Raw genomic sequence first — 13,564 nt, 5'->3', positions numbered from 1 at the left:
ACCTTGGCGCCCAGCCGGGGTTCAATTCAGTCTTGCTGCCTGTCTGCCGGATAAGGGGTCGCGATCAGCAGGATCAGTCCGCCCGCGAGGAAAAGGATCAGCGTTGCCATGCCGAGACGCGCTGATCCGCTGGCATAGGTTATCAGCGAGAAGAAGAGCGTTGCCATGAAGCTCGTGGCGCGGCCGGATAGCGCATAGATGCCGAAATAGCGCCCTGCCTCCTGCGGGCTGACGCTGCGCGCTAGATAAGAGCGCGACGAAGCCTGGACGGGACCGAAGGCGAGGCCGATCAACAGCCCGTAAAGAATATAGGCTTTTTCCGCCGCCGTGCCGAAAAGCCCTCCGGCGTCCGCCGTTGACATCGGCAGCAGGCCGAAAAGCGTATAACCCGGCCCCGTCGAAATAATCCCGAGGGTGGCGAGCAAAAGCAGCGTCAGGCTGATCAGGATCGTTGCTTTTGATCCGATCCGGTGATCAACGCGTCCGGCGATGACGCAGCCGAAAATCGCCACGACATTGAGGATGATCCCATAAAGTCCGATTTCGATCGTCGCCCAGCCAAACATGCCGGCGGCGAAGGCGCCGCCTAGGATCAGCAACCCGTTGACCCCGTCTTGATAGATCATGCGGGCAATCAGGAATTTCAGGATGCCTCTTCGGATCTTCAACTCGCTGATTGTGTTTGCGACCTGCCTGAGGCCGGCATGGACGGCAGCGGCGAGCGGCAATCCCTTCGCCGCATCGGGTGTGAAGAGGAACATCGGAATGATGAAGATGAGATACCAGACCGCGGAAATCGGCCCTGTAATGCGCGCGTCCTCACCGGTATGAGGATCAAGCCCGAACAACGGGTCGAGCCCCAACAGCGTCTTTCCCGTTTCCAGGTTTCCCGCAAGCAGCGTCACGACAGTGACGAGCACGATCATGCCGCCGAGATAGCCAAGCCCCCAGGCCGTATTGGACAGCCTGCCGACCTCATCTTTGCCCACAAGGCGCGGCATCATGGAATCGTTGAAGACGATCGAGAATTCTGCGGCGATCGAGGCGAGGATCATCAAGATTACCGGATAGACAAGCGGCGAACCGGGCGCGGCAAACCAAAGGCCGAAGAGGCTGACAACCTTGATGATAGCGAAAAAGGCTATCCATGGTTTGCGGGCGCCGGACTGATCGGCGATGGAGCCGAGGATCGGAGAGAGCAGGGCTATGATCACCGAAGAGATCGTCGCGGTATTGCTCCACATCGCTTGTGCCGAAACCGGATCGTCCGTCAGGCGTGAGACGAAGTAGGGTCCGAAAATGAACGTGGTCACGACCGTGAAAAACGGTTGCGCGGCCCAATCGAAAAGCATCCAGCTCCAGATGCCCTTTTCCGACGCCTTCTGCGGCGCCGGCGTTCCTGTTCCGGTCCAGTCTATTCTACTCACGCCTACACTCCCGCATTCGCGGCGGACTGTGTCACCTCGCCCGGTCGCGCGCAAGATCGGTTAAAAGACCTGCGGCCACTGTGATTCGCGCAAGAGTTGGATCGCCGCTGTCGCTGAGGTTTGACAGCTCTTCGGCGATGCGGTTGATCCTGATGCGATCGACTCCGTGCCACGCCTGAACCGGCAGCTTTTCCTTGCCATGCTCTGACAGCGCCGAGATGACGATATCGCGGCGGGCACTGGCAATCTGGTCGATGCTGCGCGCCAAGGCCAGGCTTTCGTAGTGATCCGAGGTGAGAATGCGGGCGCCGGCTGCGAGCAGCCTTCCGACGCGGAAGGTCTGCGATACGGCAAAATAACTTTCCGCGGCACGTCCGAGCGCCTCGCCTGTGCGTTCGGCGATCTGCATGATCTCCGGCACCAGCACAAAGCCCGGCAGCCCGGCGATGACGGCGGCCAATCTTTCTGGCAGCCCGGCTTCGCGATACTCCATGGCACGCGCCTCGAACTCTGCGGGAGCCTGCGCGGCGAAGGAGGGCTTCAGTTTCTTCAACGCAGTCTGAAGCCGACTAATGGTTTCTGCTATGCCGCCTTTTGCCATGCCGGTCTTCAGGAGCAACCGAGTCAAGACTGTGAAGCTATGGCCGAGCTCTTCATAGACACGGTTCTGCATCTGTCCGGAAATATTGCCGTCCAGCGCATCGGTCTCGGTCCAAAGCCTGGTCAGGTCGAAGCCATCGCGGGCGATGATCGCGGCACGGACGACTTCCGGCGCTGACGCCGCTGTCGCATCCATCATGCTCACCACAAAGCCGGGGCCGCCGCGATTGATTGCCTCGTTGGCAAGCACCGTCGCGATGATTTCGCGTTTCAGCCGGTGAGTGGCGATGTCGGAGGTATTGGTTTTTTGCATCTTAGCCGGGAAGTAGTTTGAAAGGGTCGACGCAAAGTAAGGATCATCCGGAAGGTCGCTTGCGGCAACGGCATCGAAAAGCACGATCTTGGCGTAAGAGAGCAACACGCCGATTTCCGGCCGCGTGAGCGGCTTGCCGGCAGCATAGCGCTCGGCGAGCGTCGCCTCATCGGGAAGCGTTTCCACCTTCCGGTTGAGTTGCTTGGCCCCTTCCAGCACGCTCATGAAGCGCGCGAGCTCAAGGCCGTTAGCGGTCCCCTTGCGTTCGGTCAGCGAAATCGCCAGCGATTGCAGATAGTTGTTGCGCAGAACGAGTGCCGCGACTTCGTCCGTCATCGAGGACAGCAGTTGATCGCGTTTTGCCCGTGTGAGCCGCCCGTCATGCATCGCATTGGCGAGCGCGATCTTGATGTTCACCTCGACGTCCGAGGTGTTGACGCCGGCTGAATTGTCAATCGCATCGGAATTGCTCCGTCCGCCTTTCAGGCCATAAGTGATGCGACCCTTTTGCGTGACGCCGAGGTTGGCGCCCTCGCCAATCACCTTCGCCCGCACCTCATCAGCCGTGATGCGGATCGGATCGTTGGAACGATCGCCCACTTCCGTATCGGTTTCCGTCTGCGCCTTCACATAGGTGCCGATGCCGCCGAACCAGAGAAGATCTACCGGGCTCTTCAGGACTGCTGTGATGATCTCGAAGGGGGTTGCCACCGCTTTGTCGATGCCGATCGCGGCAACCGCTTCCGGGGTCAGTGTGACGGATTTCGCCGCGCGTGAAATGATCATCGCGCCTTTCGAAAGAACCGACTTGTCGAAGTCCTGCCAACTTGAACGCGGCAGGTTAAAAAGTCGCTGCCGTTCGGCAAGCGTCTTTTCCATGTCCGGATCGGGATCGATGAAGATGTCACGGTGGTCGAAGGCGGAAACCAGCTTGATCTTCGGAGAAAGCAGCATGCCGTTGCCGAAAACGTCGCCGGACATGTCGCCGACACCGGCCACCGTAAACGGTGTCGTCTGGATGTCGATATCCATCTCGCGGAAATGACGCTTTACGGTTTCCCAGGCGCCACGCGCGGTGATGCCCATTTTCTTGTGGTCGTAGCCGGCCGAGCCGCCTGACGCGAAGGCGTCGTCGAGCCAGAAACCAGCTTCCTGCGCCAGTGCGTTGGCGGTGTCGGAGAAGGTTGCCGTTCCCTTATCGGCGGCGACGACGAAATAGGGATCGTCGCCATCGAGCCGTACTGTATCTTCCGGAGGCACGATATCGGTGCCTGAAATGTTGTCGGTGATCGAAAGCAGGGTGCGGATATAGGTCTTGTAGGCTTCGCGGCCGGCATTGAAGATCTCATCCCGGGTGCTGCCAGCGGGCAGTTTCTTCGGATAAAAGCCGCCCTTGGCGCCGACTGGAACGATAACGGCGTTCTTAACCTGCTGCGCCTTTACGAGGCCCAGGACTTCCGTGCGATAGTCCTCGGCGCGATCCGACCAGCGCAGGCCGCCGCGGGCAACCTTGCCGAAACGCAGGTGCACGCCCTCGACCTCGACGCCATAGACAAAGATTTCCCGGAAAGGCTTCGGCTCCGGCAGGCCATCGACCAGATTCGGATCGAGCTTGAAGGCAAGCATCGCCTTCGGCGAGCCATCGGCAGTACGCTGGAAGTAGTTGGTCCGCAGCGTCGCATCGACGACATTGATGTATCGGCGCAGGATGCGGTCATCGTCAAGGCTCGGCACATTGGCGAGCGCCGCCTCGATCGACCGATGCAGGTCGGCGAGCTTTTTCATGCGCGCCTTCTCGCTAAGCTGCGGATCGAGCGCCTCATAAAAGAGGCGGAAGATCGAAGCGGCAATCTCTGGATATTTATCGAGGGTCGTTGCGATGTAATCCTGCGAATAGGCGATACCTGCTTGACGAAGATAACGCGCATAGGCCCGCAGGACATTCGTCTCGCGTGCGGAAAGCCCGGCTGAAAGGATCAGCCGGTTGAAACTGTCATTGTCGATCGTGCCGTCGAAAGCGGAAATGAAGGCCTCTTCCAGCGCGGCACCATGACGGCTGAGGTCAATTTCGGCGCCACTGCGGTCTTCAAGCTCCATATCGTGCAGTACGACGATGTTGACCGAGCCGTCTGCGGTTGGCACTTCGATGTCGAAGGTCCGCTCGCTCAGCACGTTGAAACCGAGATTTTCGAGAAGCGGCACGCGGCGTGAGAGCGGAAGCTGCTCGCCAGCATGGAAGATCTTGAGTGAGAAGATCCGGCCGCGTTCTGCATCATTGCGGTAATAGAATTCGATGCGTATCGGCTCGCCGGAGGCGCAATCGGTGATGTCCGGAAGATCGGCAACCGTTTCTTCAGCGGTGAAGGAATCCTGGAAGGCATTGCTGACGGCGATCTTCGGCGCCTTCGGCCCAGCCAGCGCTTCGAAGCGATCGTCCCAGCGGGCGGTGATGGCGCGGATCGCTTCCTCGAGCTTCGCTTGCGGGATGCGCGGCGTTTTGCCGCCGGATCGGCCGATGATGAAGTGTACGCGCGCAACCCGCCCTTCCGGGAAGGCCGGGTAATAGGCAGAGACCCGGCCGTCGTAGACGGTCTTCAGATAGGTGCCGATCTTTTCGCGAACGATGGAATCGTATTCCTCGCGTGGTACATAGACGATGACCGACACGAAACGGTCGAAATGATCGATGCGCGGCAGAACGCGGACGCGCGGCCGTTCGACTAGATCATTGATCTGTTCGGCGAAATTCGCGAGCAGCGTCGTGTCGATCTGGAAAAGATCGTCGCGTGGATAAGATTCCAGCGTGTTGTACAACATTCGGCCGGAATGGCTCATGGGATCGAAGCCGAAATGATCTGTCACTTTGGCAACTTTGGAACGGATGAGCGGAATTTCCGAAGCCGAAGACGTATAGGCCGTAGAGGTAAAGAGGCCAACGATGCGCAGTTCACCGGTGACGTTGCCGTCCTTGTCGAATCGCTTGACGCCGACATAATCCATATAGGCGCGGCGGTGGACGACGGATTTCACATTCGCCTTGGTGACGATCAGGAAATCCGGACCATCGAGAAAGGCGAGGATTTCCGGCGTCGTCGTTACGGCATCCTTGCCGGTGCGCAGCACCAAGACATCCGGATCAGAAAGAATGCCGAGGCCAGCGCCCTTGTCACGCTCGACCTTCGCTTCGCTGCCCTTGCTGGAATAGACATATTCACGCATGCCAAGGAAGGTGAAGTTTTCATCGCGTAGCCAGGTGAGGAAAGCCAGTGCTTCGTCCCGATCGGCCTTTTTGCGGCTGGCGCTGTAGCTGCCCAATTCGGCAATCACGGTGTCGAGCTTGGAAAGCATGGGCTTCCAATCGGAAACAGCCTGGCGGACCTGCTCCAGCACGATCATGATGCGCTTGCGAAGGTCGCCGGATTGCGCCGTAGTCAACGGCGAAATGTGAATCTGGATATGGCTGACACGTTTTGCCGGATCGCTCGCCTCCTCGGCTGAATAAAGTACCGGCGTCTTGCCATGCTCCATCACCAGGATCGGATGCACCGCCATATAGAGATCGCGATAGGAGCTTGTGACCTCGCTCATAACCGACTCGTAAAGGAACGGCTTATTCTGATCGGTAACCGTCAGGACCGAGACCGCAACGCCATCGGGTTCGACATCAGCCAGCGTTTCGATCGTAACGCGCGGGACCTTGCCGTCCCAGCCAGCAAGCTCCTTAGCGGAATGAACGGCCGAAAGCGCCAGCATCTCCGGTGTGTAGCGATCGAGGTCGTCTCCACTCGCCCGGCCGAAGAGGATTTCCGGATCGAGATGCGGCTCTTTGGCTGCAGCAGCGATCTTCTTTGCGCTTTCGATCAGCTTTTCCCGTCGCGGATGGTTTTTGGCAGCCATTGAAGACATTCCCCCGATTTGTGTGATTTGGCGCAAGTTAGCAGAAGAATTGTCGAAAAAACCCCTAAAAGAGGCTCCGCCTTGGCAGTTTTTGTGCGTTTTTGACCTTGTTCAGTAAAATTTCAGAGGATTCTCCGATTATAGGAAAGCCCAGGCCGGTCTTGGATTTTTTCGGCTCGCCGAGATTTCCACGCATGGATGAAGAATGGTTGACAGCTGCGCGGCAAAAGGACGATCAACAGCGCATCGAATTCGGGGTTTAAAATTACTATGCCGGATAATAGTGCTGCAGGAACGGTGATCGTCATCTCCAGCCATGTCGTTCGCGGTTCGGTCGGCAATCGTGCCGCCGTCTTCGCGCTTGAGACGCTCGGCCATCAGGTCTGGGCACTGCCGACGATCATTCTGCCCTGGCATCCCGGTCATGGTCGTTCGACCCGGCTCACTTTTGCGGAGGCCGATTTCGATGCCGCCATCGATGATCTCATCCGTGCACCGTGGGTTGGAGAAGTGAAGGCGGTCTTGTCTGGTTATTTCGGAAACGCTGCCCAGGCTGGTTCTGTTGCCCGTCTGGTCGGTGCATTGCGTGAAAAGAATCCCGAGCTGCTTTATGTCTGCGATCCGGTGATGGGCGATCTGGGCGGCCTCTATGTGCCCGAAGCGACGGCGGAGGCGATCCGCGACCATCTGATCCCGCTTGCGTCTTTGGCGACACCCAACCGCTATGAGCTGGCCTGGATGGTGGGCGCACCGTTGGAGGACAATACAGCTGTTATGGAGGCTGCTTTGTCACTCGGCCCTTCCCGCATGCTTGTCACCTCCGCTGTTCCGATGATGGCTGGCGGCACCGGAAATCTCTATCTTTCCGGCCGCCATGCTCTGCTTGCCGAGCATCGTGTCGTCGACAATCCGCCGAACGGACTGGGCGACCTGCTGGCGGCCGTCTTCCTCTCGCGGCTTCTTTCCGGGATGGACGACGAAAAGGCGCTGCAGCTTGCAACAGCCAGCGTCTATGAAGTGCTGGTGCGTGCGGTCAAACGCGGCAGCGATGAGCTTACGCTCGCAAGCGATGCGACAAGCCTGTCGACACCGATGGCCATGGTGCAGATGCGCCGCCTCATGCATCCCGCCCAACGGAAGAAGAGTTAGCGGCGCCCGTTTGCGCATTTCGCATGCGCAGCAGTTGATCTTGCGGCGTCTGCGCGCTAATCGACAGTCATGCAGTGTTTTCCAACTTCACTTCTGGACGGCTATCGCAACTTCATGAACGGGCGTTACGCCGACGCCCGCGACCGCTATAAGATGCTGGCTGAAAACGGTCAGAGTCCGAATACGCTGGTTATTGCCTGTTCGGACTCGCGCGCAGCACCGGAACTTATCTTCGACGCCGGCCCCGGTGAGCTTTTCGTCATCCGCAACGTCGCCAACATGGTGCCGCCTTACGAGCCGGATGGCCATTTTCACTCGACATCTGCCGCTTTGGAATTCGCCGTACGGGTCTTGAAGGTTTCCGACATCGTCGTCATGGGCCATGGCCGCTGCGGCGGTATTCGCGCAGCGCTTGATCCCAATTCCGAACCGCTGTCGCCTGGTGATTTCATTGGCCGCTGGATGTCGCTCGTCCGGCCCGCTGCCGAGCAGATCCAAAGCAATGACGTGATGACTGCCGCTGAGCGCCAGACGGCGCTCGAGCGCGTCTCGATCCGCAACTCGCTCAATAACCTCAGAAGTTTTCCGGATATCAAGGCGCTTGAAGAGGCAGGGAAGATCGCCCTGCATGGGGCCTGGTTCGATATCTCGACCGGTGAACTTTGGGTGATGGACGCGGAAACGCGCGATTTTATCCGCCCGGAAGTATAAGCTTCGCGGGCGGGAAGCTCACTGGCCGTCGATCTGCTGGCCGATATAAGCGATTGCCTGTTGGTAGACCGTTGCGGCGTTCCAGCCTGCGATTGCTGCAAAGTTCGCTTCGCCTGGCTGATAACCCGCGCCGGGCTGCCAGCCGTGGCCTCTGAGGAAGTTTGCCGTCGAAGCCAGGGCATCAGCGCGCGAGCCAACCATGTCGACGCGGCCGTTGCCGTCGCCGTCGGCTCCGAAACGGACCACATTGCGCGGCAGGAACTGCGTTTGGCCGATTTCGCCATGCGCCGCGCCGCGAGCCTGCGGGTTCAGATAGCCTTCGGAAACAAGTTGCAGGGCGGCGTAAAGCTGATCGGTGAAGTAATCCGAGCGGCGGCAGTCGTAAGCGAGCGTCGAAACGGCAGACAGGGTATGCTGATTGCCCATGTAACTGCCGAAGCCGGTCTCCATTCCCCAGATCGCGATCAGCGGACCGGCCGGAACGCCGTAGCGGCCCTCGATCGAGGCAAAGAGTCCTTGATTGGCGCGTTTCATGCTTCTGCCGCGGGAGATGATCGTTGCGCCGCCCCGCTTCTTCATGAAGGCGTCGAAGGATAGCTTGAAGCTCTTTTGGCCACGGTCGGCTGCGATTGTCGATTTATTATAGCTTACATTGGCGAAGGCCCGGTTCAGCACCGATGGGCTGACGCCGCTGGCGGCTGCTTCCTGCTTGAAGCCGGCAACCCAGGCTTGGAAACCCGCGCTGTTGTTGCCGCACTGGGCAGCCTTTGCTGCTGCCGGAAGAGCTTGGAGTACGCTCGCCGCTGCGACGACCGCCACAAAGAATTTTGTCATGCTCATCAGAAACCCCGATCTCCATCTGCACAAGCTTGGCGCCGCGCAAGAATGCCAGCAGCAGATAATTTTGTCACGATCACCTTTCGGTGGGCCCTTGCAACCTGATGGCCGTCGGCCAGTTTTCGTAGGAAGCCCCGCATAATCAGGCGATATGCGGGGCTGATAGTAAATTATGGTTAATTTTTGGTATCAGGCGGCCTTCTTGCGTGGCTTGATGAGGCCGCGGTTGACGAGAAGCTCGGCAATCTGGATTGCATTCAAAGCAGCGCCCTTGCGTAGGTTGTCTGAGACCACCCATATGTTGAGGCCATTCTCGACGGTCGCATCTTCGCGGATGCGCGAAATATAGGTCGCGTCTTCGCCGGCAGATTCGTAAGGCGTGATATAGCCGCCGTTTTCGTGCTTATCGATAACGAGGCAGCCTGGAGCGTCGCGCAGGATCTCGCGCGCCTGATCGGCGGTGATCTCGTTTTCGAACTCGATATTGACCGATTCCGAGTGGCCGATGAAAACCGGAACGCGTACCGCCGTGCACGTGACCTTGATTTTCGGGTCGAGCATCTTCTTGGTCTCGGCTAGAACCTTCCATTCTTCCTTGGTGTAGCCATCCTCCATGAAGACGTCGATATGGGGAATGACATTGAAGGCGATGCGCTTCGTGAACTTCTTGTTCTCTATCGGATCGGCAACGAAGACGGCGCGTGTCTGGTTGAAGAGCTCGTCCATGCCGTCCTTGCCTGCGCCGGAAACCGATTGGTAGGTCGAGACGACAACGCGCTTGATCTTGGCGAAGTCGTGCAGGGGCTTCAAAGCCACCACAAGCTGTGCGGTCGAGCAATTCGGATTGGCGATGATGTTGCGCTTGGTGAACTGCGTCACGGCATCCGGGTTCACTTCCGGAACGATCAGCGGCACGTCGGCGTCGTAGCGCCAGGCCGAGGAGTTGTCGATCACGACGCATCCCTGCTGGCCGATCTTCGGCGAGAACTTCTTGGACACCTCGCCACCAGCAGACATCAGGCAGATGTCGGTGTCGGAGAAATCGTAGTTCTCCAGATTGGAAACCTTCAGTGTCCGGTCACCGTAGGAAACTTCCGTACCCTGCGAACGCGCGGAGGCGAGCGCCACGACTTCGTCGGCGGGGAAGCCGCGCTCCGAGAGGATGTTGAGCATTTCCCGGCCCACATTTCCGGTCGCTCCCGCAACTGCAACTTTGAAACCCATTTCAAGCTCTCTTTCTCTTCTCTCCTCTTGTCCGGTGAGGGGGAAGGCGCGAAACGATCGCGGCTTCCTGTCCCCAGCCGGGCCGGGGAGAGAGCGGCAGGCCAGAGACGTCAGACGGTTTTCGTCGTCGTTTTGGCCTTGGTTTTGGAAGAAACCGGAACAGCAATATCCATCCCGGCACCTGGTGCCAGATCATTGCGTGCAGCAATGGCGTGTTCGTCGCGAACCATGGTATTCCTTTCCGCCGTTGCTCATAAAAGGTTTTCCACAGGAGTCAAGGTTTTTGCAACCTTGCTCCCTGTCGAGCACTTGGGCAGAGGTTGCGGCCCAAATCGGAAGAACCCTTGCCTGCGACAATCTGTGCAAAGGCATTAGACTAAAGTCATAATCCCAAAGCCGCTCTCTTTCTCCGAATCCTTTTCTGTCACACTCTCGTCAGGCGAGTTGCGTCCAAGGGTGCTTTGAGGAGAGCTTGGGGCGCGTCTCGTTGCTTATCACTCTGTGGAGGACAGACAATGGCAAATGTCGCAAGCGTCGGAGACGCGAGAGTCGGCCCGATGACAGGCGAGGAGAAGAAGGTCATCTTCGCCTCGTCGCTCGGGACTGTTTTCGAATGGTATGACTTCTATCTTTACGGTTCACTCGCCACCTATATCGGCGCTACCTTTTTCAGCCAGTATCCGGAAACGACGCGAAACATCTTCGCGCTGCTCGCCTTTGCAGCGGGTTTCCTGGTGCGCCCGTTCGGCGCATTGGTCTTCGGCCGCCTCGGCGATCTGGTCGGCCGCAAATATACCTTCCTGATCACGATTTTGATCATGGGTCTTTCGACCTTCCTCGTCGGTATCCTTCCAGGTGCGGCGTCAATCGGTATTGCAGCTCCGATCATCCTGGTCGGTCTCCGCCTGCTGCAGGGCTTGGCGCTCGGCGGTGAATACGGTGGTGCAGCGACCTATGTGGCCGAACATGCGCCGCATGGCCGGCGCGGCTTCTTCACGTCATGGATCCAGACGACGGCAACACTCGGCCTTTTCCTTTCGCTGCTGATCATTCTCTTCGTCCAGTCCATGCTCGGCGCCGCCGATTTCGCCGCCTGGGGCTGGCGTATTCCGTTCCTCGTCTCGGTCGTCCTGCTCGGCGTTTCCGTCTGGATCCGTCTGAAGATGAACGAGTCGCCGGCTTTCCAGAAGATGAAGGCCGAGGGCAAGGGTTCGAAGGCGCCGCTGACGGAAGCCTTCGGCCAGTGGCGCAACGCTAAGGTGGCGCTGCTTGCGCTCTTTGGCGCCGTCATGGGGCAGGCCGTCGTCTGGTATTGCGGTCAGTTCTACGCGCTGTTCTTCCTGCAGAACATCCTGAAAGTCGACGCACAGTCGACCAACCTGATGGTCGCTGCATCGTTGTTGCTCGGCACCGGCTTCTTCGTTTTCTTCGGCTGGCTTTCCGACAAGATCGGTCGCAAGCCGATCATCATGGCCGGCCTCCTGCTCGCCATGGTGACTTACTTCCCGCTGTTCAAGGCTCTGACCAATTTCGCCAATCCGGCGCTTGCAGAGGCGCAGGCCACGATCCGCGCAACGGTCACTGCGGCACCGGGCGATTGCAAATTCCAGTTCAACCCGACCGGTACCGCGAAGTTTACCACCTCGTGCGATATCGCCACTTCGTTCCTGACGAAGAATTCTGTGCCCTATGATGTCGTCAGCGGCGCCGCCGGTTCAGCCGCCACGGTTAAAATCGCCGACAACACGATTACCAGCTATGATGCCGCTGCCGCTGGCGACAAGGCGAAAGCCATGAACGGCGCTTTCGAAAAGGGCATCAACATCGCACTTCGCGATGCTGGCTACCCCCTGGTTCGCGGTGCGGCCAAGGTTCCGGAATCCAAGCTCGATGCCTTTATCGCCGCCAATCCGGAGCTGGCTCTCAATGCTGATGCGCTTCGTGCAGGTCAGAAGGAGACCGTCCCGGCCTCCAAGCTCGTGACCGACAAGCTGCTGACAGCCGACGAGGCCAAGGGCGTCACCGACATGGCAGTCTACACGATCGCCAACGGTGGTACTTTCACCATGGTTGCCGATCCGGCAAGGCTCAACTGGGTGGGCGTCGTCGCTGTCCTGACGGTCCTCGTCATCTACGTGACGATGGTCTACGGGCCGATCGCTGCCCTTTTGGTCGAGCTCTTCCCGACCCGTATCCGCTATACCGGCATGTCGCTGCCCTATCACATCGGCAACGGCTGGTTCGGTGGTCTGCTTCCGGCAACCGCCTTCGCGATGAGCGCCTTCAAGGGCGACATCTATTACGGTCTCTGGTACCCGATCATCTTTGCGGGCATCACCCTGGTCATCGGCATGATTTTCCTGCCCGAAACCAAGGACCGCGATATCCGCACGATGGACTGAGGCAAACCATCAGAATTGAGAAACGGGACCCGGCGCCTCCAACGGCGCCGGGTTTTTTGTATCCGCAGAAGCCCTTTCGGCGTCGGCCATCCGTCAGGACCCGGGTTGAAAAGCAGCCCGTAGCGCGAATAGACGATCGCCGTCATCCGTGGCTGCATCGAAAAATCATCCGTTCGAAAAGTGTTTTAGGAACAGCACAACGGCAGCAGACGGTAACGACAATTTTTTGAGCAGGGCTCAAATAAGCCTGCTGAGCCGTGGCACAGGCCAGCCTTCGCGACTGACAGCAAAGACCAGACCGAAGCGGGCAAAAAGGATTGAGACGGCAAATGCGAGCCAGGCACCAAGTGCCAGTCCTGCTACGACATCGCTCGGATAGTGGACGCCGATGATGATGCGGGTTGCACCGAGCCAGAGCCCGATACCGATGAAAATGAGCCTGACGTGCGGAAAAAGGAGGATGAGTGCCACAAAGAGCGCGCCGATATTGGCCGAATGACCTGATGGGAAGCTCTGATGCAGGAAATCCATGTTCAGGGGCGAGAAACTGAAAATGCCCTCCTGCTCATAGATGAGCGGACGTGCCCGCCCGATCAGGAATTTCAAGGCGTTGGCACAGACACTGGCAAGGATGACTGAGAGCCCGACATAGGCCGTCATCTGGACGAAATAGGCCATGCGGAATTGACGGCGGACCTTCCAAAGCCGCCGGCGAACGGCGTAACCGGTGGCAAGAACGGTGCAAAGCCCAGCAAGGATCCAAGCAAGGCGGCCGATATCCGTTACCTCGCCGGCGATCGATACCAAGGGAGGCGAGAGGCTTTTGGCTGCCTGTCCGAGCGGCCTGTCGAAGACAAAAAAGGCAATGACGACCACATTGATCGCGGAAAGCGTGAACGCCTTCCAGGGAACTCTGCGATGGATCGTGCGTCGGGCGTCGTAGCGCTTGCCCAGATAGGATCGGCAGCCTGGTTTGTGATCGGCGGTATTGCTCATTCCATTCC

8 protein-coding genes and 1 pseudogene are annotated in these 13,564 nt (G+C 58.7%); 3 read left to right on the top strand and 6 right to left on the bottom strand.

Features of this window, described 5'->3' with window-relative positions:
- Positions 1-26 precede the first annotated feature (26 nt).
- Together ISN39_RS18925 and ISN39_RS18920 are read right to left on the bottom strand one after the other, a co-directional pair.
- Complete coding sequence (locus tag ISN39_RS18925) at positions 27-1,427, bottom strand: MFS transporter (RefSeq protein WP_194728497.1); 1,401 nt, start codon at positions 1,425-1,427, stop codon at positions 27-29.
- Between the two features lie 31 nt (positions 1,428-1,458).
- Complete coding sequence (locus tag ISN39_RS18920) at positions 1,459-6,237, bottom strand: NAD-glutamate dehydrogenase (protein ID WP_194728496.1); 4,779 nt, start codon at positions 6,235-6,237, stop codon at positions 1,459-1,461.
- A 270-nt stretch (positions 6,238-6,507) separates the two neighbouring features.
- On the opposite strand from ISN39_RS18920, the gene pdxY reads away from it, so the two are divergent.
- On the top strand, positions 6,508-7,386 hold the full coding sequence (gene pdxY, locus ISN39_RS18915; protein WP_194728495.1) for a pyridoxal kinase PdxY: 879 nt from the start codon (positions 6,508-6,510) through the stop codon (positions 7,384-7,386).
- Between the two features lie 69 nt (positions 7,387-7,455).
- The gene (locus ISN39_RS18910) at positions 7,456-8,097 is read left to right on the top strand and encodes a carbonic anhydrase (RefSeq protein WP_194728494.1); all 642 of its coding nucleotides are present in this window, start codon (positions 7,456-7,458) and stop codon (positions 8,095-8,097) included.
- Positions 8,098-8,115: 18 nt separating this feature from the next.
- Here the strand turns inward: ISN39_RS18910 and ISN39_RS18905 are convergent, their stop codons facing one another.
- The 3 genes and pseudogenes from ISN39_RS18905 to ISN39_RS18895 all read right to left on the bottom strand — a co-directional run bounded on the left by ISN39_RS18905 (position 8,116) and on the right by ISN39_RS18895 (position 10,467).
- Positions 8,116-8,937 carry a lytic murein transglycosylase gene (locus ISN39_RS18905; RefSeq protein WP_074070079.1) on the bottom strand — a complete coding sequence of 274 codons (822 nt, stop codon included), beginning with the start codon at positions 8,935-8,937 and terminating at the stop codon, positions 8,116-8,118.
- Positions 8,938-9,123: 186 nt separating this feature from the next.
- Entirely contained in the window at positions 9,124-10,158 is a 1,035-nt protein-coding gene (locus tag ISN39_RS18900) for an aspartate-semialdehyde dehydrogenase (RefSeq protein ID WP_022717572.1), read from the bottom strand.
- 110 nt (positions 10,159-10,268) lie between these two features.
- Positions 10,269-10,467, bottom strand: a pseudogene (locus ISN39_RS18895) (hypothetical protein).
- A 206-nt stretch (positions 10,468-10,673) separates the two neighbouring features.
- Between ISN39_RS18895 and ISN39_RS18890 the strand changes: the two are divergent.
- Entirely contained in the window at positions 10,674-12,560 is a 1,887-nt protein-coding gene (locus ISN39_RS18890; RefSeq protein ID WP_074070078.1) for an MFS transporter, read from the top strand.
- Between the two features lie 237 nt (positions 12,561-12,797).
- Here ISN39_RS18890 and ISN39_RS18885 read toward each other — a convergent pair whose 3' ends face one another.
- The gene (locus ISN39_RS18885) at positions 12,798-13,556 is read right to left on the bottom strand and encodes a phosphatase PAP2 family protein (RefSeq protein WP_194728493.1); all 759 of its coding nucleotides are present in this window, start codon (positions 13,554-13,556) and stop codon (positions 12,798-12,800) included.
- Positions 13,557-13,564: the final 8 nt, after the last annotated feature.

Source organism: Rhizobium sp. 007 (genome assembly GCF_015353075.1).
Taxonomy (GTDB): Bacteria; Pseudomonadota; Alphaproteobacteria; order Rhizobiales; family Rhizobiaceae; genus Rhizobium.
This window is presented reverse-complemented; position numbering and strand designations above follow the sequence as displayed.

What these genes read in the sequence shown, in the direction of transcription:
- ISN39_RS18900 (WP_022717572.1), bottom strand. Translation starts at nt 10,158, where the DNA reads ATGGGTTTCAAAGTTGCAGTTGCGGGAGCGACCGGAAATGTGGGCCGG.
- ISN39_RS18885 (WP_194728493.1), bottom strand. Translation starts at nt 13,556, where the DNA reads ATGAGCAATACCGCCGATCACAAACCAGGCTGCCGATCCTATCTGGGC.
- ISN39_RS18910 (WP_194728494.1), top strand. Translation starts at nt 7,456, where the DNA reads ATGCAGTGTTTTCCAACTTCACTTCTGGACGGCTATCGCAACTTCATG.
- ISN39_RS18890 (WP_074070078.1), top strand. Translation starts at nt 10,674, where the DNA reads ATGGCAAATGTCGCAAGCGTCGGAGACGCGAGAGTCGGCCCGATGACA.
- pdxY (WP_194728495.1), top strand. Translation starts at nt 6,508, where the DNA reads ATGCCGGATAATAGTGCTGCAGGAACGGTGATCGTCATCTCCAGCCAT.
- ISN39_RS18920 (WP_194728496.1), bottom strand. Translation starts at nt 6,237, where the DNA reads ATGGCTGCCAAAAACCATCCGCGACGGGAAAAGCTGATCGAAAGCGCA.
- ISN39_RS18905 (WP_074070079.1), bottom strand. Translation starts at nt 8,937, where the DNA reads ATGAGCATGACAAAATTCTTTGTGGCGGTCGTCGCAGCGGCGAGCGTA.